General features: G+C 55.5%; 22 protein-coding genes and 1 tRNA gene. 16 read left to right on the forward strand and 7 right to left on the reverse strand.

The window, feature by feature from the left end:
- Positions 1 to 29: 29 nt before the first annotated feature.
- From TAM4_RS05735 to TAM4_RS05745, 3 genes are read left to right on the forward strand one after another with little or no spacing between them, the layout of a single operon-like run.
- Positions 30 to 431: a toprim domain-containing protein gene (locus TAM4_RS05735; RefSeq protein ID WP_014122303.1), complete on the forward strand. Its 402-nt coding sequence runs from the start codon at positions 30 to 32 to the stop codon at positions 429 to 431.
- Positions 428 to 1780, forward strand: a complete 1353-nt coding sequence (gene dnaG, locus TAM4_RS05740) for a DNA primase DnaG (protein ID WP_014122304.1) — start codon at positions 428 to 430, stop codon at positions 1778 to 1780. The genes TAM4_RS05735 and dnaG overlap by 4 nt, the downstream gene beginning before the upstream one ends.
- A 50-nt stretch (positions 1781 to 1830) precedes the next feature.
- On the forward strand, positions 1831 to 3546 hold the full coding sequence (locus tag TAM4_RS05745; protein WP_014122305.1) for a glutamate--tRNA ligase: 1716 nt from the start codon (positions 1831 to 1833) through the stop codon (positions 3544 to 3546).
- Position 3547: 1 nt separating this feature from the next.
- Here TAM4_RS05745 and TAM4_RS05750 read toward each other — a convergent pair whose 3' ends face one another.
- The 3 genes from TAM4_RS05750 to TAM4_RS05760 all read right to left on the reverse strand — a co-directional run bounded on the left by TAM4_RS05750 (position 3548) and on the right by TAM4_RS05760 (position 9460).
- A complete protein-coding gene (locus TAM4_RS05750; protein WP_014122306.1) occupies positions 3548 to 4837 on the reverse strand; it encodes a sodium-dependent transporter in 1290 nt (429 codons plus the stop codon).
- Positions 4838 to 5008: 171 nt separating this feature from the next.
- Positions 5009 to 7489, reverse strand: a complete 2481-nt coding sequence (gene malP, locus TAM4_RS05755; protein ID WP_014122307.1) for a maltodextrin phosphorylase — start codon at positions 7487 to 7489, stop codon at positions 5009 to 5011.
- Between the two features lie 93 nt (positions 7490 to 7582).
- Complete coding sequence (locus tag TAM4_RS05760) at positions 7583 to 9460, reverse strand: phosphoenolpyruvate carboxykinase (GTP) (RefSeq protein WP_014122308.1); 1878 nt, start codon at positions 9458 to 9460, stop codon at positions 7583 to 7585.
- Between the two features lie 163 nt (positions 9461 to 9623).
- Between TAM4_RS05760 and TAM4_RS05765 the strand changes: the two genes are divergently transcribed.
- Together TAM4_RS05765 and tmk are read left to right on the forward strand one after the other, a co-directional pair.
- On the forward strand, positions 9624 to 10331 hold the full coding sequence (locus tag TAM4_RS05765) for a phospho-sugar mutase (RefSeq protein ID WP_014122309.1): 708 nt from the start codon (positions 9624 to 9626) through the stop codon (positions 10329 to 10331).
- 69 nt (positions 10332 to 10400) lie between these two features.
- Positions 10401 to 11027 (forward strand): dTMP kinase, encoded by a 627-nt coding sequence (tmk, locus tag TAM4_RS05770; protein ID WP_048150077.1) that lies wholly within the window; start codon positions 10401 to 10403, stop codon positions 11025 to 11027.
- A 401-nt stretch (positions 11028 to 11428) separates the two neighbouring features.
- On the opposite strand, the gene TAM4_RS05775 is transcribed toward tmk, so the two are convergent.
- A tRNA-Gly gene (locus TAM4_RS05775) sits at positions 11429 to 11506 on the reverse strand.
- Between the two features lie 252 nt (positions 11507 to 11758).
- Between TAM4_RS05775 and TAM4_RS05780 the strand changes: the two genes are divergently transcribed.
- The 11 genes from TAM4_RS05780 (at position 11759) to TAM4_RS05830 (ending at position 22379) form a co-directional block, all read left to right on the forward strand.
- Positions 11759 to 12007: a DNA-directed RNA polymerase subunit H gene (locus TAM4_RS05780; protein WP_015859535.1), complete on the forward strand. Its 249-nt coding sequence runs from the start codon at positions 11759 to 11761 to the stop codon at positions 12005 to 12007.
- Between the two features lie 15 nt (positions 12008 to 12022).
- The gene (locus tag TAM4_RS05785; protein WP_014122312.1) at positions 12023 to 15391 is read left to right on the forward strand and encodes a DNA-directed RNA polymerase subunit B; all 3369 of its coding nucleotides are present in this window, start codon (positions 12023 to 12025) and stop codon (positions 15389 to 15391) included.
- Between the two features lie 5 nt (positions 15392 to 15396).
- Complete coding sequence (locus TAM4_RS05790; protein WP_014122313.1) at positions 15397 to 18114, forward strand: DNA-directed RNA polymerase subunit A'; 2718 nt, start codon at positions 15397 to 15399, stop codon at positions 18112 to 18114.
- A 5-nt stretch (positions 18115 to 18119) separates the two neighbouring features.
- A complete protein-coding gene (gene rpoA2 / locus TAM4_RS05795) occupies positions 18120 to 19295 on the forward strand; it encodes a DNA-directed RNA polymerase subunit A'' (RefSeq protein WP_014122314.1) in 1176 nt (391 codons plus the stop codon).
- A gap of 13 nt (positions 19296 to 19308) precedes the next feature.
- The gene (locus TAM4_RS05800) at positions 19309 to 19617 is read left to right on the forward strand and encodes a 50S ribosomal protein L30e (RefSeq protein WP_014122315.1); all 309 of its coding nucleotides are present in this window, start codon (positions 19309 to 19311) and stop codon (positions 19615 to 19617) included.
- Complete coding sequence (locus tag TAM4_RS05805; protein ID WP_014122316.1) at positions 19617 to 20054, forward strand: NusA-like transcription termination signal-binding factor; 438 nt, start codon at positions 19617 to 19619, stop codon at positions 20052 to 20054. The genes TAM4_RS05800 and TAM4_RS05805 overlap by 1 nt, the downstream gene beginning before the upstream one ends.
- A gap of 10 nt (positions 20055 to 20064) precedes the next feature.
- Positions 20065 to 20508, forward strand: coding sequence for a 30S ribosomal protein S12 (locus tag TAM4_RS05810; protein ID WP_014122317.1), 444 nt, complete (start codon positions 20065 to 20067; stop codon positions 20506 to 20508).
- Positions 20509 to 20513: 5 nt separating this feature from the next.
- Positions 20514 to 21161: a 30S ribosomal protein S7 gene (gene rpsG / locus TAM4_RS05815; protein WP_014122318.1), complete on the forward strand. Its 648-nt coding sequence runs from the start codon at positions 20514 to 20516 to the stop codon at positions 21159 to 21161.
- A 102-nt stretch (positions 21162 to 21263) separates the two neighbouring features.
- Positions 21264 to 21515, forward strand: coding sequence for an AbrB/MazE/SpoVT family DNA-binding domain-containing protein (locus TAM4_RS05820; protein WP_014122319.1), 252 nt, complete (start codon positions 21264 to 21266; stop codon positions 21513 to 21515).
- Positions 21497 to 21901 (forward strand): type II toxin-antitoxin system VapC family toxin, encoded by a 405-nt coding sequence (locus TAM4_RS05825; protein ID WP_048150088.1) that lies wholly within the window; start codon positions 21497 to 21499, stop codon positions 21899 to 21901. The genes TAM4_RS05820 and TAM4_RS05825 overlap by 19 nt, the downstream gene beginning before the upstream one ends.
- A gap of 67 nt (positions 21902 to 21968) precedes the next feature.
- On the forward strand, positions 21969 to 22379 hold the full coding sequence (locus TAM4_RS05830) for a hypothetical protein (RefSeq protein WP_014122321.1): 411 nt from the start codon (positions 21969 to 21971) through the stop codon (positions 22377 to 22379).
- Here the strand turns inward: TAM4_RS05830 and TAM4_RS05835 are convergent.
- From TAM4_RS05835 to TAM4_RS05845, 3 genes are all read right to left on the reverse strand, one after another.
- Positions 22376 to 22780, reverse strand: a complete 405-nt coding sequence (locus tag TAM4_RS05835) for a type II toxin-antitoxin system VapC family toxin (protein WP_048150090.1) — start codon at positions 22778 to 22780, stop codon at positions 22376 to 22378. The two genes, TAM4_RS05830 and TAM4_RS05835, sit on opposite strands and share 4 nt — an antisense overlap.
- Positions 22762 to 22950: a hypothetical protein gene (locus tag TAM4_RS05840; protein ID WP_014122323.1), complete on the reverse strand. Its 189-nt coding sequence runs from the start codon at positions 22948 to 22950 to the stop codon at positions 22762 to 22764. Before TAM4_RS05840 ends, TAM4_RS05835 begins: the two co-directional genes overlap by 19 nt.
- Before the next feature lie 135 nt (positions 22951 to 23085).
- A complete protein-coding gene (locus tag TAM4_RS05845; protein WP_048150097.1) occupies positions 23086 to 23826 on the reverse strand; it encodes a hypothetical protein in 741 nt (246 codons plus the stop codon).
- Positions 23827 to 23853 lie beyond the last annotated feature (27 nt).

Here is a 23853-nt window from a genome sequence, read left to right on the forward strand (position 1 = left end):
CCCTTGAGATGTTCTTCCGGCGAGGCGGCATGTACGCCGAAAACTATAAAAGATTCCTGGAGCTTATAGAGAAACTGCGAGAGTTTGAAGGTGCCCTCATCGTGGAGGGCCTGCGAGACGAGGTGGCTCTGAGGAATCTGGGGGTCAGAGCGGAGATAATAAGGCTATCACGCTTACCGCTCGCCGAAATCGCTCTCATCGCCTCACGTTACCGGGAAGTCATGATCCTTACCGACTTCGACAGAAAGGGTGAAGAGCTCGCTAGGAAGCTCGTTTCCTATCTCGAGGGCTACCCGTGCCGGGTGGACGCCGAGACGAGAAGGGAACTCAAGCGCATAGCAAGGAAGGACATCAAGGGCGTTGAGGACCTCTACGGCCTCTATCTGAAGGTCGTCTCCGTTTCTGACCCCCGGTTGGAGGGGTTTCAATGAAGAGGAAGAAGCACGTCCTGCACCAGATTTTGTCCGAAAAGAGGAAGGCAGAAAGAATAAGGGGTGGTAACATGTCAGCCAAGGATGAATTTGGAACGACCAAGTATATTATCTACGCCGAGTTTGAAGCGAACGGTGTTGTTGAAAGGCCCGACGTCGTCGGTGCCATCTTCGGTCAAACTGAGGGTCTTCTCGGCGACGATCTCGACCTGAGGGAGCTCCAGAAGACCGGAAGGATAGGCAGGATTCGCGTTGAGGTTCACACCAAGGCCGGAAAGACCTACGGAACGATAACAGTCCCGTCGAGCCTCGACAGGGTTGAAACCGCCATTCTCGCGGCTGCCCTCGAAACCATCGACCGCGTGGGTCCGGCAGAGGCCCACATAAAGGTCCTCCGCATAGAGGACGTCAGGGCGACCAAGAGGAAGTACATCATCGAGAGGGCCAAGGAGATACTCGAGACCCTCATGGAGGAGGAGATCCCCGAGACCCAGGAGCTCACCGAGGAGGTCAAGAAGGCAGTCAGGGCTAAGGAGCTCATCGAGTACGGGCCGGAGAAGCTTCCAGCCGGACCTCACGTCCCGTTCTCGGACTCGATCATCGTCGTTGAAGGCAGGGCCGATGTGCTCAACCTGCTCAAGCACGGCATAAAGAACGCCATAGCGGTCGAGGGGACCTCGATTCCTGAAACCATAATCAAGCTCAGCAAGGAGAGGATCGTTACCGCCTTCACCGACGGCGACCGCGGCGGCGAGCTCATCCTCAAGGAGCTCCTCCAGGTTGCCGATGTGGACTACGTTGCCCGCGCCCCGGAGGGGAAGGAGGTCGAGGAACTCACCAAGAAGGAGATAGTCAAGGCCCTGAGGAGCAAGATCCCGGCAGAGCAGGTCATCACCGAGATGTTCCACAAGGGCAAGAACTTCTACGAGATCCTGAAGGAAAAGGAGAAGACCGCACCGGTCAAGGAGGTCAAGCCGGCACCGAAGCCCGAGCCAAAGCCTCAGCCCGTTGAGCAGAAGCCTAGGGAAGAGAGGATAATCCGGCCCATCCAGCAGGCAAAGAGCCCGGAGATAGAGAAGTTCGAGAAGTTCATAGAGCGCGTTAAGAAGGAGCAGACCGCCATACTCCTCGACGAGAACATGAACGTCATCGCCGAGATCCCGGTCAGGGACCTGCTCACGACCATCTCGAACAGGGACAACGTTTACGCCATCGTCTTCAACGGGATAATCACCCAGCGGCTCATAGACATAGTCAGCGAGAACAACGTCCGCTACCTCGTTGGCGCGAGGAAGGCCAACGTCGTCAGAAGGCCCGTCAACCTCAAGATACTGACCTTCGCGGAGTGATTTTCCTTAACTTTATAACCCCTCCGCCTCTTCTTTTTCCGGTGATGTGAATGGTGGAGCAGCTGATCTGGAAGTACGCGCTCATCAACGCCTACACCCACAAGGGAAAGGCGAACCCAAAAGCTGTTATCGGAAAGGTTCTCGGCGAGAACCCCGAGCTGAGACCAAAAGCCAGGGAGATAATCCCTCTCGTGAACGAGATAGTCGAGAAGGTGAATAACCTCTCCCTTGAGGAGCAGGAGGCGAAGCTGAGGGAAATTTACCCCGAGTTCTTTGAGGAGAAGAAGGCCAAGAAGGAGGAGAAGAAGGGCCTTCCCCCGCTTCCCAAGGCGGAGAAGGGAAAGGTCGTCACTCGCTTCGCGCCCAACCCCGACGGTGCCTTCCACCTCGGAAACGCCCGCGCCGCTATTCTGAGCCACGAGTACGCGAGGATGTACGACGGCAAGTTCATACTCCGCTTCGACGACACCGACCCAAAGGTCAAGAGGCCGGAGCCGATTTTCTACGAGTGGATTAAAGAAGATTTGGAGTGGCTCGGCTTCAAGATTGACGAGATACACATAGCGAGCGACAGGCTCGAGATATACTACGACTACGCTGAAAAGCTGATAAGGATGGGCAAGGCCTACGTCTGCACCTGCCCGCCGGAGAAGTTCCGCGAACTGAGAGACAAGGGCATCGCCTGCCCCCACCGGGACGAGCCGGTTGAGGTTCAGCTTGAACGCTGGAGGAAGATGCTGGACGGAGAGTACAGGGAGGGCGAAGCGGTCGTCAGAATAAAGACCGACCTCAAGCATCCGAATCCCGCCGTCAGGGACTGGCCCGCTTTGAGAATAATAGACAACCCCAACCACCCGAGGACGGGTGATAAATACCGCGTCTGGCCCCTCTACAACTTCGCATCAGCGATAGACGACCACGAGCTTGGCGTTACGCACATCTTCCGCGGGCAGGAGCACGCCGAGAACGAGACGAGGCAGAGGTACGTTTACGAGTACCTCGGCTGGGAGTATCCAGTTACGGTGCACCACGGCAGGCTGAGCATCGAGGGCGTTATTCTCAGCAAGTCCAAGACGAGGAAGGGCATAGAGGAAGGTAAATACCTCGGCTGGGACGACCCGAGGCTCGGAACGATTAGGGCCCTGAGGAGGCGCGGAATAAGGCCCGAGGCGATAAGGGAGCTAATCATCGAGGTTGGCCTGAAGAGGAGCGACACAACGGTAAGCTGGGACAACCTCGCGGCGATAAACAGGCGCATAATCGAGCCGATAGCTAACCGCTACTTCTTCGTCGCGGACCCGGTTCCGATGTGGATTGAGGGGGCCGAAGAGTTCGTGGCCGAGATTCCGCTCCACCCCGACCACCCCGAGAGGGGCGTTAGGAGACTCAAATTCGTCCCCGGAAAGCCGGTTTACGTCTCCAAGGACGACATGGAGCTCTTCAAGCCCGGCAACTTCGTTCGCCTTAAGGACCTTTTCAACGTCGAAATCCTTGAGGTGAGTGAAGAGGGCATCAAGGCGAGGTTCCACAGCGTTGACTATGAGGTGGCGAAAAAGAACAGGTGGAGGATGGTTCACTGGGTTACAGAGGGCAAGCCCTGCGAGGTCTGGGTTCCCGAGGGAGAGGAGCTAATCATCAGGGAGGGACTCCTTGAGGGCGACGCCGACGTTAAGGTCGACGACATAGTCCAGTTCGAGCGCTTCGGCTTCGTGAGAATAGACGAGGTAAAAGATGGAAAGGTCAGGGCGATTTTCGCCCACAAGTGATTCACTCCGGTCCCTGGGGGACTATCTTTTCTCCCATTATTCCCAGGAGGCCTATGAAGAGCGCGAGCACCACCGACGCGTAGTAGATGCCACCGAGCTTTATGTCGTAGTAGACCTGCGCTATGAAGCCCGCTATAAAGAGTATCAGCGATATCAGGACGACGGCGACGTTGATCGTGCTGGGCTTCTCCTTGCCGATCATTATCGGGTAGGCCTCGAAGATCGACGTCAGGAGGAGAGAAGTCGTAACTGCCTTGAGGAACATGTCGGCAATGTTGGGCGGAGAGTCAAAGATTCCAATAACGGTAACTATGCCCATGAAGTAGAGGGCCGCCTTCGACCTGCCGAACTTCATCAGCGATTCTGTTATCTGAACCCCGATCTCAGCAGCCGGGAGGAGACTGGTGAGTCCGGCCATGAATATGGTCAACCCGAGGAACGCGAGCAGCATCGGGTGGTTTGAGAGTATCTTGGGCAGGTCACCCATGAGCGTTATCGCCTGCTCCTCACCACCGTTGGCGTATATGAGGAACTCCTCCGGCCGGTAGGGTGTGACAGCGTAGATGACGGCAAAGGTGGAGAGGAGGCCTATTATGAACTGGATGAAGACACCGGTTCCGATGATGAGCTTGGGGTTGAAGCGCTCGTTGATGAAGCTGCCGAGCATGAGGTAGAATCCGAAACCGAGGCCAACGCCGTAAATGGCACGCTCAGCGGCCGCACGGACCATCTCTAGGGATATCGGGTTCCTAGCGGTGAGCATGTTCTTCGCTATGCTCAGGTACATGGCGTTCTTGGGAACCTGGGTCTTGAAGAGGATCACTAGGACGGGAACGAGTATCACGAGGATGAAAGCTCCAATGGCCATTATCGTGAATGTCTTCTCCTTGGCGCGGGTTATGACGACGAGGATCAAGGCGATCATTATGAGCTTTGCAACGAGCCTTCCAACGGCCCCGGTTCCAAGGACTGGTGAGAGAAGCACGAGACCGGTGTTAGCGGTGTAGTACGATAGGAACATCACGCCAACCGCGAAGATCGCCAGTATCATTCCGGGTTTTCTCGAAACCTTCGTGTACAGTTCCGTGAAGTAGTAGCCGGACTTCATGACCCTCTCTGCCTCAAGAATGGCCAGGTACGTCAGTATGGCCAAAAAGATCACGTGCAGTATCAGTCCAGTCAGGCCGTACTTGAGCCACATCTGCGGAAACAGTCCTATCGTTCCTATGCCAGTCGCGAAACCAGCGACCAAAACCATCAGGTACAGGGTCCACTTTTTAATTTGATCCATCTCAACACCCCCTGGAGATTTCTCAAACTTATGGGCCAGTTGAACTTAAAATTCTTGCCGTTCTCATCGCACGAATTGGGGAGTGCAGCAGAACAGTTTGTAACAGAACACTTCCCCCAATAGGGGCAAAAGAGGGTAAAAAGGATAACAAAAATTCGTTCACATGACTCCTCAGTCAAGGCCCCTCCACTTCACGAGGCCGAGCAGGAACCTGTGGGGCAGCTTCTCGTGATGCGGATGCACCCTGATCGCGTAGTGCCAGCAGGGATCGCCGAGGTGCCTCAGGGCACTCCCCTCGTAGGTGTAGACCCACTCGTCACCCTCACTCCTCGGATGCCTCAGCTCGACGATGTGGGGCTTTTCGATTTCATAGCCCCTGGCCCTGACCCCGTAGTAGAGCTCGACCTTTACGTCCTCCGGTGAGAGGCCGTCGAGGTAAATCCTGACCGTCAATCTCTGCCCTTCAACCCGCGCGTCCCTTATCTCAACATTGTCCCAGGCTCCGGTAACCCGCTCCTTCCAGGCGGCTATCTCCTTGGCCCCCCTGTAGTTGTCCCTCGTCAGCCAGATGTAGTTGCTCATGGCCTTTGAGTAGAACTTGTCCATGTACTCCTTGACCATCCTGTGGGTGCTGAAGCGCGGGGCGATGCTCTTTATGCTCTCCTTCATCATGTAGATCCATCTGGAGCGGTTGCCGTAGTACGTCGGTACGACCTCGTCCTCGAGTAGGCGGTAGAGGCTCTCCGCGTCCTTGGGATCGTCCTCCTCGGTCTCCGGTTCCGTGCTCTCCTCACCTATGACCCAGCCGTTCTTGCCGTTGTAGCCCTCGACCCACCAGCCGTCGTAGATGCTCAGGTTCAGAACACCGTTCAGGCCGGCCTTCATCCCGCTCGTTCCGCTGGCTTCAAGGGGTCTGCGTGGGTTGTTGAGCCAGACGTCCACGCCGGCCACCATGAGCCTCGCGCTTCCCATGTCGTAGTTCTCGATGACGAAGATCTTCCCCCTGAATTCGGGCATTTTGCTGACCTCATAAACCCTCCTGAGAAAAGCCTTACCGCCTTCGTCCATCGGGTGGGCCTTTCCTCCGAAGACTATGTAGACCGGCCTCTCCGGGTCGTTCAGTATGCGCTTCAGCTTCTCCAGATCGCTGAGTATCAGGGTGGCGCGCTTGTATGTGGCGAAGCGCCTCGCGAAGCCGATTATGAGGGCGTTCTCGTCCATAGCGGGAATCGGATCGTCCACGCCGAGCCTCTGGTTCCTCTCAATGGCCTTTCTCCGGAGGAGCTCTATGAACTGTCTCTTTGCCTCGAGGTGGGCCTCCCAGAGCTCCTCGTCCGGGATCCTCTCAACCGCGTACCAGATACCCTCTATGTTCGTGTGCTCGCGCCAGACCTTGCCGATGTAGCGGTCGAAGAGCTTCCTCATCTCGTTGTGCACCCACGTCATCGTGTGCACGCCGTTGGTTATGCCCTCGATTGGTATCTCGTTCAGTGGAACCCCAGGCCAGAGGTTCTGCCACATCCGCTTGCTAACCTCCGCGTGCAGCTTGCTGACACCGTTCACGTAGCTCGACGTCCTGATCGCGAGCAGGGTCATGTTGAGCTGGTCGCCTTCCCTGCCGAGTTCGAGTAGTTCCTCCCTGCCCTCAAGGAATCCGGCGAGCCGTTTCCGAACCTCCTCAATCGGGAACCTGTCGTGGCCGGCCGGAACGGGCGTGTGCGTCGTGAAGACCGTCGTCCCCCTGACAACGCTCAGAGCCTCGGTGAAGGTGAGGCCTTCATCCATGAGCCACGCGATCCTCTGGAGGTTTGCGAAGGCGGGATGACCCTCGTTGAGGTGGACGACGCCGGGTTCTATTCCCAAAGCCTTCAGCAGTCTCATTCCGCCGATGCCGAGGAGGATTTCCTGCTTTATCCTCTTGTCCATCTCGGCGTTGTAGAGGTAGTCGCAGATGGTTCTGTCGTCTTTGCTGTTCTCGGGAACGTCGGTATCGAGGAGATAGATCTTCACCCTGCCGACCTGGACTTCAAAGGCCCTCGCGTAGACCGTCCTGTCCCCTATGGGAACCTCTATTAGGAGCCTTTCCCCGTTCCTGTCGAGGACGGGCTTTATCGGCATCTCCTCAGGTCTGTACTCCGGGAAAACCTCAATCTGGTTGCCGTTCTCGTCGATCTCCTGTCGGAAATAGCCGTGCTTATAGAGCAGGCCGACGGCTATGAATGGAAGCCCGAGATCGCTCGCGGTCTTGACGTGGTCTCCAGCCAAGATACCGAGCCCGCCGGAGTAAATCGGCAGGCTCTTGCTTATGCCGTACTCCATACACAGGTACACTATCGGCTTGTCCCACTTGGGGTAGTTGGTCGAGAACCAGGTCGAGCTCGGGTTCATGTAGGCCTGAAACTGCTCCATAACGAGCTCGTAGAGGTTCATGAAATCGTCGTCCTTGACGAGCTCCCGGAAGCGCTCTCCCGGTGTGTCAAGGAGCAGTTTAACTGGATTTTTATAGCTCCTCCAGTGCTCCGGGTCTATGTACTCCCAGAGCTTCGTCGCACGTCTGTTCCAGCTCCACCAGTAGTTATAGGCGAGATCAACGAGTTCCCCGAGGGGGTAGGGGAGCTTTCTCCTTATTGAATCCGCAACGCTACCGGCCATGGCAACCACCGTGTATCATCCTTGGTGATACTAAGCTGTTCCGACCTTTAAAACCCTGCCGCTCGGCGTTCGACGAAAAGGGAAGAAAAAACGTCAGGAACCCTCGAAGGCAAAGGGACTGATGTAGTCCCCGTACTTCTCCCTGGCCTCAAGGAGCCTCTTCCGCTCCTCCTCAAGAACCCGGAAGAGCTCCTCGGGGACTTCCTTAACCTTCTCGCGGTATATTTTCTCGATGCGCTCAATCTTCGCGAGCAGTTCCGGAACCCTTATCGTGAACTGCTTCTCGTAGGCTTCCCTGCTGTAGTCCTTGTTGAGAACCTCCTTGAAGAGCCTTGCCAAGTCCTCGTACTTCGGGATGTAGCCTATCGGCGTCTCGATTGCATCGACGTCGCCATGAACTCTTAACTCCATCCACTTGAGCCAGACGGCTTTGTCGAGCTTGTGGTTGAGCCAGTTGCCGTTCTCGTCGCGGAGGAAGTAGTTGACGGCGAATATCTTCGGCGTTTTCCTCAGCTTCTCGCCGAACCTCAGGTAGTTCTCGATGTACTCGCCGAGCGGGACGCTCATGAAGTCGAGTATGGCCATCGGGTTGAAGGCTCTAACCCCTTCCTTTCCAAGCGTCGCCGCCGTTGTCTCGCTCTCAAGCGATGCCCCCATCGTTATTACTCCGTGCTTCCAGTCGAAGGCTTCCCTCACCGGGGGCCAGGTGTCCTTGTCCCTGCCACCGAAAATCATTCCGCCGACCTCGACTCCGCAGGGGTTGTGGAGCGCCTCAAGGTCGACGTTCGGGAAGTGCTCGAGCGAAACGGTGAAGCGCGCGTTCTTGTGGCTCGGCGGTATCTCGTTGCCCTCTTTGTCCGTCTTGCCCTTCCACCACTTTCCGCTGTGGTTCTCTCCCTCTTCCGGAATTTCAACGCCCATCTCGTTCCAGTAGGGCTTTCCGTCCTTAATGAGGACGTTCGAGAAGATTATCTCGACCGGTGAGTGCAGGACCTTCCAGATTATCGGGTCATCCTCCGGATTGACGCCCTGGATTATGCCGAAAACGCCCTTCTCGACGTTGGCACCGCGGGCGACGCCGTTGACCGGGAGGATGAAGGTCAAATCGTCTCCGACTATGTTCTCCCAGGGAATCATCGCCGTTGAGGTCTTACCGCACATGCTCGGATATGCGCCGGTGAAGTAGGTCTTCCTGCCGTTCGGACCGTTTACGCGCATCAGGAACATATGCTCGCTGAGCCAGCCCTCTTTAACGGCCTTCTGGATGGTGAGCCTGAAGGCGAGCTTCTTAAGGCCGATTGTATTTCCTCCGTACTGGGTGTTGACGGAGTAAACGGTATCGTCCACGAGGTCGATGTAAATCCTTCTCTTGTCCAAGTTCTTGCTGGTCTTCCTCTCGTCGAGCTCTCCCGCCGAGTGGACGAAGCGGAAGAACTTCGCGTTCCTTCCCAGCCTTTTGAACTCCTCGTAGCCCTTTCTGTAGAGTATGAACTCGGAGTGAGCGACGTAGGCCGAGTCGGTGAGCTGAACTGCCGGAATGGTGAATATGGAGTTCTTGGGCCCGAGAACGAAGAAGCAGATGAACAGCTCTTTTCCGCGCATGACGCCCCTCATGAGCTCCCTTATCTCCTTCAGGCCCTCGTCGCGGTCCTTGGTGTTGAGGAAGGGAATCTCCTTTCCACCGGGGACGAGGAGCTTGGTGTTGGCCTTGTCCCTCGCCTGGTCGTAGTAGTTGTCGTAGTGAACCGTGTGGTTCGGCGTTTCGAGCATCTTCTCTTCTCCATAGTAGAGGGCCTTCCAGCGGACGTAATGCTCGTCCTCTTCGCTGTCGGTGCAGACGAAAACCTTGCTCGGCTCGAGCCACTCAATCCACTCCGCCAAAAAAGCGTGAAGCTCGGGGTTGTCTATCGCCTTAACCTTCTCGAACTGTTCTTCGGGGAGGAGTTCCTTGAGCTTATCGAGAGCCTCCATTTTTACCGCCTCCTCCCCCTCTTGGTCGATGTATTAAAATAGTTTGCCGGCGAAGTTAAGTACTCCGAAGAATATTTAAGGACATCAGCCAACAGGTTTTACTGTACTGGCCAGGGAAACCTTGAAAAGCTGTAACACTCACGGTGATACAGGAGGTGGTATCGTGGAGCTTTATTATTCCGAGAAGTTCAACCCGGAGGAGCTGGCTCTTCTCGGGAGGGCCATAGGAACCGTCGCCCACGGAACGACGATAGTCGGAAGGGACGGGAGAGCGCTCTCGAGGTACGGTAAGAGGGCTATGGTTGTCGGCATAGTGAGCACTGGATCGACCATAATGGACGTTCGCCTCATACCCCTCATAGCTCTCAAGGACTTCGCCCACAAGAAGGGCCTTCCGCTGGCGTACGTTTACTACTATCGCGGGGTGCGCGTCGAGGTTAGCGGTCTCGACGTCGACGAGATAAAGACGATCCTCGACAGCAGGAGCTTCATCGAGGCCCATCCTAGCGACATCGGGGCCACCGTGTACTACCCCAACGCCCTCGACGACTTCATGAACGACCTTCTCAAAAAGTACAGGTTCAAACTGGATAAAAGGGTTCTCGTGGATGCTATGAACACGCCGGCGGTTCTCTTCTTCCCGAGGCTCTCGGAGGCCCTCGGCATGGAGGTCGACATAATAAACGACATGATGACCAGCTACCTGCCCCCCAAACCGAAGGAGGTGTTCCTTCACAAGCTGAGGAAGGAGAACTACGACCTTGGCCTGAGGTTCCGGCCCGATGGGATCGTCGAGGTGCACGCTAACGGGGAAGAGCTCGAGTTCGGCAGCATGTGGACTCTCCTGGAGCACCTGAAGAAGAACCTTTGAGTTTTTCCCTCCATGACAACCATTAAAAACCACTCCCCCCACTTACTCCAGGTTCTGGAGGTGAAAGCGGTGGGTATATTCGTGGTCATCGAGGGCATCGATGGCGCCGGTAAGTCAACGCAGGCAAAGCTGCTCGCGAAGTGGTTTGAAAGGAAAGGTTACGAGGTCGTGCTCACCAAGGAACCAACGGACACTGCCTTTGGAAAGCTGATAAGGAAGCTCGTTCTCACTGGCGGACGGGAGGGTATAATCGACGGGGCTCGAATAAGCCATGAGGCGGAGGCCCTGCTCTTCGCGGCGGATAGGGCCGAACACGTTCACAAACTGATAAGGCCCGCTTTGGAATCGGGAAAGGTCGTCATCTCCGACCGTTACTTCTACTCATCACTCGCCTACCAGTGGGCGAGGGGGCTCGACCTCCAGTGGCTTATAGACCTCAACAGGTTCGCCGTTCGGCCGGATCTCGTGGTTCTCCTCGACCTCCCGGTTAAGGAGAGCATGAGGAGGATAAACGGGAGGAGCATTAAGACCGAGTTCGACAAAATACTGGAACTTCAGAAAAAGGTCAGGGAGAACTACCTCAAGCTGGCGGAGATGTTTCCGGAGATAAGGATCGTGAACGCCCAGAACAGCATCGAGGACATTCACAGGGACATAGTGGGCCTCGTTGAGCAGGAGATCCTCTCGGGGATCTAGACTCAAGGAGGCAGGCAAGAGCGCTTAAACTGTACATGTCCCCTGCAGTTCGATTTATTTTTGGCGCTCTCTGGTGTCTTTTGTGGAGTGAAACAATAACCAGGCAAGCTTTTGGGAAAAAGCTTGACCAAAAGTGTCAAACCTTCACAAGGGGCAAGGATAGAGTGCATGCCTTTCCAAGTGATCCGTTGGTTTTTGGGTTTGTTTTAATAAGGGCTCTTGGGAAAGGGGTTTAAACTTGAAACGCGCCCGAAGGGCGCTAATGGAAAAACACGCTCGAGAACGGCGAGTTTGAGAGCAAACCCACTCGAAAATGAACCCGTCTAAAAGCATGCCCACTTTGATGAAACTTTTCACCAGAAAAGTTTCTCCGCCAGCGCTTGCGCAAGCAAGGGCTGTTGTGGTGCGGTGGCCGGGATTTGAACCCGGGTCACCGGCTTGGAAGGCCGGTGTCCTAGACCAGGCTAGACTACCACCGCGCGGCCCTGCGCGATGTTAGTACCGGACGAGCATTTAAAAAGTTTACGCGTGAGGGGAGCCCCTCCCCGAAGGCTTCGCTGAACATTTCTGTGCGCCAAAAGCCTGAAAAGCGCAGGGAATTATTCTTAAACTTTTCGTAAGTTCTATAAACCTCCTCCCGCAGTCTAATCACGAAAAGCTTATATAGGTGAACCGGAAGGCGATGGGTGTGGCGGTCATTCTTGTAAAAAACTATAAGGGGGCATTTCTCGGTGGCGGGGAAAAAAGAGTTTAGCGTGTTTATGCACGAGCTGGTTCCCGAGCACAGGGTTATCAGCGAGGAGGAGAAGGAGGAGCTCCTCAGAAGGTATCGCATTAGGCTCTCCCAGCTTCCGCAGATCAAGGCGTCTGATCCTGCGGTCGTTGAGCTCGGCGCAAAGCCTGGAGACGTTATAGAAATCAAAAGAAAAAGCCCGACGGCCGGAGTTTACCTCTACTACCGGCTGGTCGTGGAAGACTGATTCTGAGGTGGGATCATGAGCGCGAGAGGAGTTACTGTGGTTGATGTCACTCCCGACGATCTCTGGATTGTTATGGAGTCGTACTGGAAGGAAAAGGGTCTCGTCAGACAGCACCTCGATTCTTACAACGCCTTCATCGAGCACGGCCTTCAGGAGGTCATAAACGAGTTCGGCGGCGTCAAACCGGACATCCCCAACTTCGAGGTGAAGTTCGGAAAGATACGCCTCGGCGAGCCGATCTTCCAGGAGGCCCAGGGGCAGAGGAGACCCCTTTACCCGATGGACGCGAGGATAAGAAACCTCACATACTCCGCCCCGCTGTTCCTTGAGCTGATTCCCGTTGTAAACGGCATAGAGCAGGAACCCGTTGAGGTCCGCATTGGAGAACTCCCCCTCATGCTGAAGTCAAAAGCCTGCAGGCTCTACGGCCTCAGCGACGAGGAGTTAATTGAGCTCGGCGAGGACCCGAAGGACCCGGGAGGATACTTCATCATCAACGGTTCGGAGAGGGTTATCGTTTCTATCGAGGATTTGGCTCCGAACAAGACCCTCGTTGAGAGGGACGAGAGGCAGAACAAGGTGGTTGCCAAGGTCTTCTCGTACAGGCACGGTTACAGGGCCCTGATAACGGTCGAGAGCAGAAAGGACGGCATCCTTTACGTTTCTATCCCGAACGTTCCAAAGCCGGTCAAGTTCGTCTACGTGATGCGCGCCCTCGGTCTCCTCAGCGATAAGGAGATCGTCGAGGCCATAAGCGAGGACCCGAGGATCCAGCAGGTTCTCTTCAACAACCTCGAGGACGCGAGCGACATAAGAACGCAGGAGGAAGCCCTTGACTTCATTGGAAGGCTCTCCCTGCCGGGCCAGCCGAAGGAGTACCGGCTAAGGAGGGCCGAGCACATCATAGACAACAACCTCCTCCCGCACATGGGCGTTGAGCCAGAGAACAGGAAGGCCAAAGCCTACTACCTCGGCATGATGGCCCTCAAGGTCCTCGAACTGGCCCTCGGCCTGCGCGGTGAGGACGACAAGGATCACTACGCCAACAAGAGGCTTAAGCTGGCTGGAGACCTCCTCAAGGACCTCTTCCGCGTCGCCTTCGGACAGCTCGTCAAGGACATGCAGTACCAGATGACGAAGACGTACCAGAGGAAGGGCGAGCGCTACACCTTCGAGAACATCCAGCGCTTCGTGAGGAACTCGGTCAGACCGGACGTTCTGAGCGAGAGAATTGAGCACGCCTTAGCCACCGGCTCCTGGCCGGGCGGAAGAACCGGTGTGAGCCAGCTTTTGGATAGGACAAACTACATCTCGACCCTCTCGCACCTCAGGCGCGTAACTTCACCGCTCAGCAGAGACCAGCCCCACTTCGAGGCGAGAGATCTGCACGGAACCCACTGGGGCAGGATCTGTCCCACCGAGACGCCGGAAGGCCCGAACTGTGGTCTGGTTAAGAACTTGGCTTTGATGGCCCAGATAACCACCGGAATTCCCGAGGAGGAAGTCAGGGAGTACCTCCTCAAGCTCGGCGTCGTTCCGATAGAGGAGAGAAGACCCTCACCCGGACTTTACCGTGTCTACCTCAACGGAGTTCTCATAGGGACGATAGAGGACGGAAAAGCCCTCGTCCAGACCATAAGGTCCGACAGAAGGGCAGGAAAGATAAGCGACGTGATCAACGTCGCCATCTATGAGGAGGAGGACGTGAGGGAAATATACGTCAACAGCGACGACGGCAGGGTTAGGAGACCCCTGATCATAGTGGAAAACGGCAAACCAAAGCTCACCCGCGAGCACGTCGAGGCGATAAAGAACGGTCAGCTCGAGTGGAGCGACCTGATAAGGATGGGCGTTATTGAGTACCTCGACGCTGAGGAAGAGGAGAACGCCTACGTGGCAACCTGGCCCTGGGAGGTAACTGAAGAGCACACCCACCTCGAGCTCATGCCGGCCGCGATACTCGGAATACCGGCTTCGCTCGTTCCATACCCGGAGCACAACGCGGCCCCGCGTAACACCTACGGCGCTGGTATGGCCAAGCAGAGCCTCGGTCTCGGCTGGGCCAACTTCAGGATTAGAGTTGACACCCGCGGTCACCTCATGCACTATCCCCAGGTTCCGCTCGTCAACTCGCGCATAATGAAAGCCGTCGGTTTCGAGGAGAGGCCGGCCGGCCAGAACTTCGTCGTTGCGGTGCTCAGCTATCAGGGCTACAACATGGAGGATGCAATCATAATAAACAAGGCCTCAATCGAGCGCGGTCTCGCGAGGTCGACGTTCTTCAGGACGTACGAGGCCGAGGAGAAGAGATATCTCGGCGGTCAGATGGACCGCTTTGAAAAGCCCGACCCGACGATCAAGGGCTACCTCGGCGACAGGTACTACCGCAACCTCGACGAGGACGGCATAATCTTCCCAGAGTCAAAGGTCGAAGGAAAGGACGTTCTCGTCGGCAGAACTTCACCTCCGAGGTTCCTTGAGGAGCAGAGCGGCCTCGGGGGAATAGCCCTCCAGGAGAGAAGGGAAACCAGCGTCGCGGTGAGGCCGAGCGAGAAGGGTATAGTCGACAAGGTCATAATAACCGAGACCGGCGACGGAACCAAGCTCGTCAAGGTTACCGTTAGGGACCTGCGCATTCCGGAACTGGGTGACAAGTTCGCATCAAGGCACGGACAGAAGGGTGTTATCGGTTTGATCGTCCCGCAGGAGGACATGCCCTGGACTGAGAACGGAATAGTGCCCGATCTGATAGTGAACCCGCACGGTATTCCGAGCCGTATGACCGTCGGACAGCTCATAGAGGCCATAGGCGGAAAGGTCGCCTCACTCAAGGGAAGGCGCGTTGACGGAACCGCTTTCATCGGTGAGCCAGAGGAGAGGCTCAGGAAGGAGCTCGAAGAGCTCGGTTTCAAGCACACCGGCAGGGAGGTCATGTACGACGGCATAACCGGAAGGAGACTTGAGGCGGACATATTCGTCGGCGTTATCTACTACCAGAGGCTCCACCACATGGTTGCCGACAAGATGCACGCGCGCTCAAGGGGTCCGGTTCAGGTTCTCACCAAGCAGCCGACCGAGGGAAGGGCTCGCGAAGGCGGTCTCAGGTTCGGTGAGATGGAGCGTGACGTCCTCGTCGGGCACGGCGCTGCGATGCTGCTCATCGAGAGGTTGCTTGAAGAGAGCGACAAAACGGAGGTATGGGTCTGCGAGAACTGCGGCCATATAGCCCTTGAGGACAAGCGTCGCGGCAAGGTCTACTGCCCGGTCTGCGGTGAGGAGGAGAGGATAAGCAAGGTCGAGATGAGCTACGCGTTTAAACTGCTCCTCGACGAGCTGAAGGCGATGGTTATTAGGCCCTCCCTCAGGTTGAAGGATAGGGTGTGATGGCCATGCAGTCCATGAAGAAGGTTATCGGTAGTATCGAGTTCGGAATACTCTCACCTCAGGAAATCAGGAAGATGAGCGCGGCCGAGATAACCGTTCCAGATACATACGACGATGACGGTTATCCGATTGAAGGCGGCCTCATGGACAAGAGACTTGGCGTCATCGATCCCGGCCTCAGGTGCGAGACCTGCGGGGCAAGGGCCGGCGAGTGCCCGGGACACTTCGGCCACATCGAGCTCGCGAGACCGGTCGTCCACGTCGGCTTTGCCAAAACGATCCAGAGGGTTCTTGAGAGCACCTGCCGCGAGTGCGGCAGGATAAAGCTCACCGACGAGGAGATAGAGGAATACATGAAGAAGTTCGAGGTGATCGGCGACAGGAAGAAGGACAAGGACCGGCTCATCAAGGAGATCCACAAGAAGGCCAAGGAGAGGATGGTCTGCCCGCACTGTGGAGCGCCACAGTTCCCGATCAAGTTCGAGAGGCCGACCATCTACTACGAGCTCAGGCGCGACGAGGAGGGCAACGAGTACAAGCACAGGATGATGCCCAGCGAGATAAGGGACAGGCTTGAGAGGATCCCGGATAAGGACCTGCCGCTCCTCGGCCTCCACCCCGAGAAAAGCAGGCCCGAGTGGATGATCCTAACCGTTCTCCCGGTTCCGCCCGTTACGATGAGGCCCTCGATCACGCTCGAAAGCGGCATCAGAGCCGAGGACGACTTAACCCACAAGCTGGTCGACATAATCCGTATCAACAACAGGCTCAAGAGCAACATCGAGGCAGGAGCGCCGCAGCTCATCATTGAGGACCTCTGGGACCTCCTCCAGTACCACGTCACCACCTACATCAACAACGAGACCTCCGGAGTTCCCCCGGCAAAGCACAAGAGCGGAAGACCCCTCAAGACCCTCGCCCAGAGGCTCAAGGGTAAGGAGGGCCGCTTTAGAGGAAACCTCAGCGGTAAGCGCGTCAACTTCTCTGCCCGTACCGTTATCAGCCCAGACCCGATGATAAGCATCAACGAGGTCGGCGTTCCCCTCGCGATAGCGATGGAGCTCACCGTTCCCGAAAAGGTCACGGAGTTCAACTTCGAGAAGCTCAGGCAGAGGGTCCTCAACGGCCCGGAGAAGTATCCCGGAGCAAACTACGTCATCGATCCCGAAGGCAGGAGAATCCGTCTCATGGAGAACAACCTCGAGATAATAGCCGAAAGACTTGACATAGGCTGGACCGTTGAGAGACACCTTGAAGACGGTGACATAGTCCTCTTCAACAGACAGCCTTCACTCCACAGGATGAGCATAATGGCCCACCGCGTTCGCGTCATGCCCTACAAGACCTTCCGCCTCAATTTGCCCGTCTGCCCGCCCTACAACGCCGATTTCGACGGTGACGAGATGAACCTGCACGTGCCCCAGACCGAGGAGGCGCAGGCGGAAGCGAAGATCCTCATGGAGGTCCAGAACCACATAATCTCGCCGCGTTACGGAGGGCCGCTCATCGCTGGAATTCAGGACCACATCTCCGGCGGTTATTTGCTCACCCGTGAGGGGGCGTACTTCACGCGCTCAGAGGTCGAGCAGATGCTCACCTTCGCCGGTGTTGACGTGGACGAGCTTCCAGAGCCCGATAAGGTGGAGAACGGCGTCGAGCTCTGGAGCGGAAAGACGATATTCTCGCTCCTCCTGCCCGACGATCTCACCATCTGGTACCGCAACAAGCTCTGCGACGAGCCCGAGCGCTGTGAGGCCCTTGAGAAGCTCATAGAGGAGAAGCTCGTTCCCGATCCGGAGGAGGTTAGAAAGCTCGCCTACGACGGTTTCGTCTACATCCAGAACGGAAAGCTCCTCAGCGGTGCGATAGACAAGAAGGCCTACGGTAGGGAGGACGGAAAGCTCCTCGACCTCATAGTGAGGGAGTACGGCGTCGAGAGGGCCAGGCAGTTCCTCGACCAGGTTACCAAGCTGACGATATGGGTCATAACCCACAAGGGCTTCACCACAGCCATAGACGACGAGGACCTGCCGCAGGAGGCCCTGGACAGGATCAAGGAGATAATCCGCGAGGCGGAGGAGAGGGTTCAGAGGCTCATCGAAGCCTACAAGCGCGGCGAACTCGAACCTCTCCCGGGCAAGACCCTCGAGGAGACCCTCGAGAGCAAGATAATGGCCGTCTTGGCGGAGGCACGTGACAACGCAGGTAAGGTCGCAGAGAGATACCTCGGTATGAACAACCACGCCGTCATAATGGCCAAGACGGGAGCGAGGGGTAAGATACTCAACATCACCCAGATGGCGGCGATGCTTGGCCAGCAGTCAATCCGTGGTAAGAGACTCTACCGCGGCTACCGCGGAAGGGTTTTAACTCACTTCAAGCCAGGAGATTTGGGGGCGAGAGCGAGGGGCTTCGTCGTGAACTCGTACAAGAGCGGTCTCACTCCGCAGGAGTACTTCTTCCACGCCATGGGTGGTAGAGAGGGACTGGTTGACACAGCGGTCAGGACGGCTCAGAGCGGTTACATGCAGAGGAGGCTAATCAACGCCCTCCAGGACCTCAAGGTCGACTACGACGGAACCGTTAGAGACCCGACCGGAATCATCGTCCAGTTCCGCTATGGAGAGGACGGCGTTGATCCCATGAGGAGCTGGCAGGGCAGGACGATCGACGTGGACAGGATAATCGTTAGAAACCTGCTCAAATCGAGGAGCGGGAGGTGATTGGCATGGTTGCCGCGAAGACGATTAAAACCCTCGTCTGGAAGTCCGAGCTTCCCGATAACATCAAGGAGGAGCTCTACAACAAGCTCATCGAGTACAACAAGAAGTACAAGCTCAAGAAGGCAGAGGTCGAGGCGATCATCGAAGATGCCGTTAACGAGTACAAGAGGGCACTCGTAGAGCCTGGAGAGCCGATAGGAACGGTCGCAGCTCAATCGATAGGCGAGCCCTCAACCCAGATGACCCTCAACACCTTCCACTACGCCGGTGTCGCCGAGATAAACGTCACCCTCGGTCTGCCGAGGATCATCGAGATAGTCGATGCGAGGAAGAATCCATCCACCCCCGTCATGACGGTTTTCCTCGACGAGGATCACAGGCACGACCTCGAGAAGGCGAGGGAAGTCGCGAGGAGAATAGAGGGAACCACGATAGAGAACCTCGCGAGGGAGATGAGCATAGACATCCTCAACTTCGAGTTCATCGTTGAGCTCGACCCCGAGAGGCTTGAGAAAAGCGGGCTTGACATGGAGAGGATCCTCAAGAAGCTCTCCGGCTCGTTCAAGAGCGCCGAGTTCGAGGCGGACGGATACTCGCTCATAGTGAGGCCAAAGAAGGTAACGAAGCTCTCAGACCTCAGAAAGCTCGCCGAAAAGGTTAAAAAGCACCGCCTTAAAGGCCTGTCTGGCGTCGGAAAGACCATCATAAGAAAGGAAGGCGACGAGTACGTCATCTACACCGAGGGCTCGAACTTCAAGCAGGTGCTCAAGGTTCCGGGCGTTGACCCAACGAGGACGAGGACGAACAACATCTGGGAAATCGCGGACGTACTCGGCATAGAGGCCGCTCGCAATGCTATCATCGAGGAAATCGTCAACACGATGCGCGAGCAGGGTCTCGAGGTCGACATCAGGCACATAATGCTCGTCGCCGACATGATGACGCTCGACGGGGTTATAAGGCCGATAGGAAGGCACGGAATAGTCGGCGAGAAGTCGAGCGTCCTGGCGAGGGCGGCCTTCGAGATCACAACGCAGCACCTGTTCGAGGCCGCCGAGAGGGGAGAGGTCGATCCGCTCAACGGTGTCGTTGAGAACGTGCTCATCGGCCAGCCCGTGCCAGTCGGTACGGGAATCGTTAGGCTGACAATGAGTCTCCCCCTGAGACCGCAAAGGGAGTAGGGAGGTGTAGTTGATGGTTGATTTCGCCTTTGAGCTTAGGAAGGTCCAAGATACCGGAAAGCTGGTCATGGGAGCGAAGAAGAGCATACACTACGCCAAGATCGGCGGGGCCAAGATGATTATCGTGGCGAAGAACGCGAGGCCGGACATCAAGGAGGACATCTACTACTACGCCAAGCTCAGTGGAATTCCAGTTTATGAGTTCGAGGGAACCAGCGTCGAGCTCGGAACGCTCCTCGGAAGACCCCACACCGTTTCGGCTCTCGCGGTGATAGACCCCGGTGAGAGCAGAATACTCGCGCTTGCTGGGGGTAAGGAGTAATGCCGCTCAAGCTGAACACGGACCAGATAAAGTACATAGCCCTCTTCGAGAGCATGACCGGGGCGACGGTGCTCGACTGCCTCATCGACACCAACAGGAACAGGCTCATCTTCGTGATCAAGAAGGGCGAGATGGGCCTCGCCCTGGGCAAGAAGGGAGCGAACGTCAAGCGCGTTCAGAACATGATAGGCAAGGAGATAGAGCTCATCGAGCACTCCGAGAACCCCGAAGAGTTCCTGAGGAACATTTATAAAAGCCTCGGGGTTAAGGTTAAAAAGATCCACATCACGGAGAAGAGAGACGGAAAAAAGGTCGCCCTCCTCGACATAAGCCCGCGCGAGAAACCTCGCGCGATCGGAAGGGGCGGCCAGAACATAAACCTCGTGAAACAGCTGATGGAGAGACACCACGGTATTAGCGATGTTGTGGTAATATGAGGTGATGATCATGGCTGGAAAGAAGGCCCCGTATGGTGAATTCGCCGGCAGGAAGCTCAAGCTCAAGAGGAAGAAGTTCCGCTGGAGCGACATCCGCTACAAGAGAAGGGTTCTCAGGCTCAAAGAGAAGAGCGACCCGCTCGAGGGAGCCCCGCAGGCGAAGGGAATAGTCCTCGAGAAGATCGCCGTTGAGGCAAAGCAGCCGAACTCGGCCATGCGTAAGGCCGTTAGGGTTCAGCTCATCAAGAACGGTAAGGTCGTCACCGCCTTCACCCCGGGTGACGGTGCCATAAACCACATCGACGAGCACGACGAGGTCATCATCGAGGGAATCGGTGGTCCTAAGGGCGGTTCGATGGGTGACATTCCGGGAATCAGGTACAAGGTCGTCAAGGTCAACAGGGTTTCCCTTAAGGAGCTCGTCAAGGGCAGGAAGGAGAAGCCGAGGAGGTGAAGCGAATGGCCAAGGCAATCACAGAGCGCTTTTTCATTCCGAAGGAGCTCAAGGTCATGGGCAGGTGGAGCGTTGAGGACGTTACCGTCAACGACCCCTCCCTGAGGCCCTACATAGCCCTCGAACCGAGGATCCTCCCCCACAGCCACGGCAGGCACGCCAAGAAGCCCTTCGGCAAGGCCCAGGTTCACATCGTTGAGAGGCTCATCAACAAGGTCATGAGGAGCGGTGCCAGCCACTACAAGGCCGGCGGTCACTTCATGAGGCGCGAGCACCGCTCGATAATGAGCAAGAAGATGAAAGCTTACGAGGTCGTCAAGGAGGCATTCATGATTATCGAGCGCAGGACCAAGCAGAACCCCATTCAGGTCCTCATAAGGGCCATCGAGAACTCCGCCCCGAGGGAGGACACCACCACCATCGCCTTCGGTGGAATCCGCTACCACATGGCCGTTGACGTCTCCCCGCTCAGGAGGCTCGACATAGCTTTGAAGAACATCGCCCTCGGCGCGAGCATAAAGTGCTACCGCAACAAGACAACTTTCGCCCAGGCTCTTGCCGAGGAGATAATCGCCGCCGCCAACAGGGACCCGAAGAGCTTCGCCTACAGCAAGAAGGAAGAAATCGAGAGGATCGCCCAGTCCTCCCGCTGAGGGCTGGAGCTTTTCTCACAATTCCCACTATTTTCTGCTTTCTTGTGTGTTTGTCGGAAGGTTTTTATGCTTGAGAGGTAAGACTATTTTGGTGAATGTAAGATGACAACTGTAAGAGTTTCTTCAAAAGGTCAGATAGTCTTACCCAAAGCCATTCGCGAAAAGTTCGGCATCAAAGAGGGCGACGAGCTTGAGGTTCTTGACTTTGGGAACGAGATAGTTATAGTTCCTGTGAAGAAGGACATTGAACTCATGGGAATACTGAAGTCTGACAAGCCGCTCAAGGAAATAATGAGAGAAGTAAGGGCCGAGGAAGAAGAGCTGGAGGCCAGAAAATGGAAGTTGAGAGAGTAGTGCTCGACAGCTACGCTATCCTTGCCTATCTCCTTCACGAGAGAGGTGCGGAACGAGTCAGGGATTTACTAAGAAAAGCCGAAAGGGGGGAAGTGGAGGTCTATATGAACGTTGTAAACCTCGGTGAAGTTTATTACATCGTAGCACGCAGAAAGGGAGTTGATATCGCAGATTTTATTATAGCCAATTTGTTGAAAAGCCCGATTTTATTTGTTCACGTTGATGAGCGTCTTTCCCTCATTGCGGGCAGGATAAAGGCCTTTCACAAGTTGAGTTATGCGGATGCTTTTGCCGCAGCTACCGCGATAGATCTCGACGCTGTTCTTTTGACCGGAGACGACGAGTTCAAGAGCGTTGAGGATAAGGTCAAGATTGAGTGGCTTTGACCTTTTCTCCAGATATTATACCCTTCGGGAGAAGGGAAATCTATAAGTACCCGGAGGGAGAAGGGAAATGGATGTCATTACTGCCCTTGGAGTGTATTCTGCCATTGGCATCATGATTGGAAGTTATGATGTAATAGTTGGCCTCTTTGAGCCAGAGCGAAAGATTGAAGACTACGAAACTGCAAAAGAAATTCAGGCTCAAAAGGACAACCTCATCAAGGGCATACTCTTCACGTCGCTCGTGACTTTGCCCTCATTCTCCTTCTGGGTTTCTTTTGGCCCTGTTCTTTCTGAAGACTATGCTAACAGTACTTGGGCCCAGCTACTTTTCTTTGTATTCTTCCTCGGTGCTTGGGCGAGGCTAATATATAAGCTGTATCTCTGGAAAAGGCTCGGTGACATGTATAAGGAAATACTTCTCCAAAAGGCCATTGCCAAGGGCGTAGAACTCGGAATGAAAAAGGCAAAGGAGGGCTAACTCCTCTCATCAACCTTCTCAAAGGGGTTGTATATCCTCAGTCCCTCAATCTTCTCAAAGTCTTTAACGTTCCTCGTAACAAGGGTTAAATTGTGAACGAGCGCCGTCGCCGCTATAACCGCATCGGGGAGCTTTATGCTCACCTTCCGCCTGAGCTCAATGGCAACGTCTGCTATCTCGTCAGTGAGGGGTATGATGTTGGCAAAGCTTATGAATTCCTTCGACTTCTCAAAGCCCTCCGGAGTGTGCCCCTTCCAGCCGAGGAACTCTATCTTCGTGATTATGGAAATATTAAAGCTCTTTCTGAGTATTTCCTCAACCTTCGAGAGCTCTTCCTCTGGAATTGCGTCCGCAAGGTAGTAGATGAGAATGTTGGTGTCAATCAAAAATCCCTCTCCCATTCTTCCCTCAGCTCCCTGAGGCTCTCCCCAAGGTTTTTCTTTTCCCTGTAAATTCCGCGGTACTTCGATGGCTCAAAGAACTCGGCCTTAATCTTCTCCCAGAGTTCAGGAGGAATTATAACGCCCTTAATCTTCCCGTGCTCGTCGTAAATGTACTCAACACCCTCCATACCTACACCGGAAGAAGTTTTGTTCCACGCATATTTAATCCCTTCGCTTCAGGAGAAGGGAAATGGACTGCCATTAATTGGTTTGTGTGATGAAATTCTGTCCCTCATCTAATGGACGAGGCTTTCGGGGAAAATTCAATCGTCCCACTTACAGTTGCTAAACCTCACCCTGAATGAGTCCCTATCTTTATCGATTCTCGGTGAAAATCTGGCGTAATAGCTGTCGTAGGCGAAGTCGTCGAAGACCATTCGGCCGCCACCTCTCACCTGCAGGGGCGTTCCTTTCCCAGTAACCTCAACTCTCAGCACTCCGCCGTTTCTGGGTAAAAATCTGAACCCCCTAATAACGCCCCGGAATGGTCTCACTGTGATAGCACTCTCCCAGAAGTCCAGAAGCACAGGCGAGAGCCGACCCTTTATTTTTATGAACTCACCCCGTTTGAAAATAATCTCCCCTGTGAGTTGCTTCTCGATGGGAACGTACATGAGCGACTCACGTCCCGCCCTACAAAGCCGACAGCGGACTGGAAAATTTATCACTGCCCTGGAGAGAACCCCAAAGTCCACAACCAGGTAAACCACTCCCCAGTAGGTTTCCTCCCCATCATCGCACGGCACTTCCCGCCCTGCTTCAGGTGTTATAGTCCGTGCGTATCCGCCGAGAATTCTGGCGACTGCTCTATACGTTCCCTCATCGTCCAGGGGCTCGATTAAAGGGGTGGCATTCTTTAGAACTTCCACTTTGTCTATGGTGGTCTCGATAGCAGGTTCTACCTCAATCTCCTGCCCTATCCTGAACACTTCAAAGGGGTCCCTCAGGCCACCAGAGGTTATGTCCGAAAGCGTTGTATCGTCAATGTAGAGGTTTAGCTCCATGTCTGCGCCACCGATTTCAATTATATC

It is taken from the genome of Thermococcus sp. AM4 (genome assembly GCF_000151205.2).
In the GTDB taxonomy this organism is placed as follows: domain Archaea; phylum Methanobacteriota_B; class Thermococci; order Thermococcales; family Thermococcaceae; genus Thermococcus.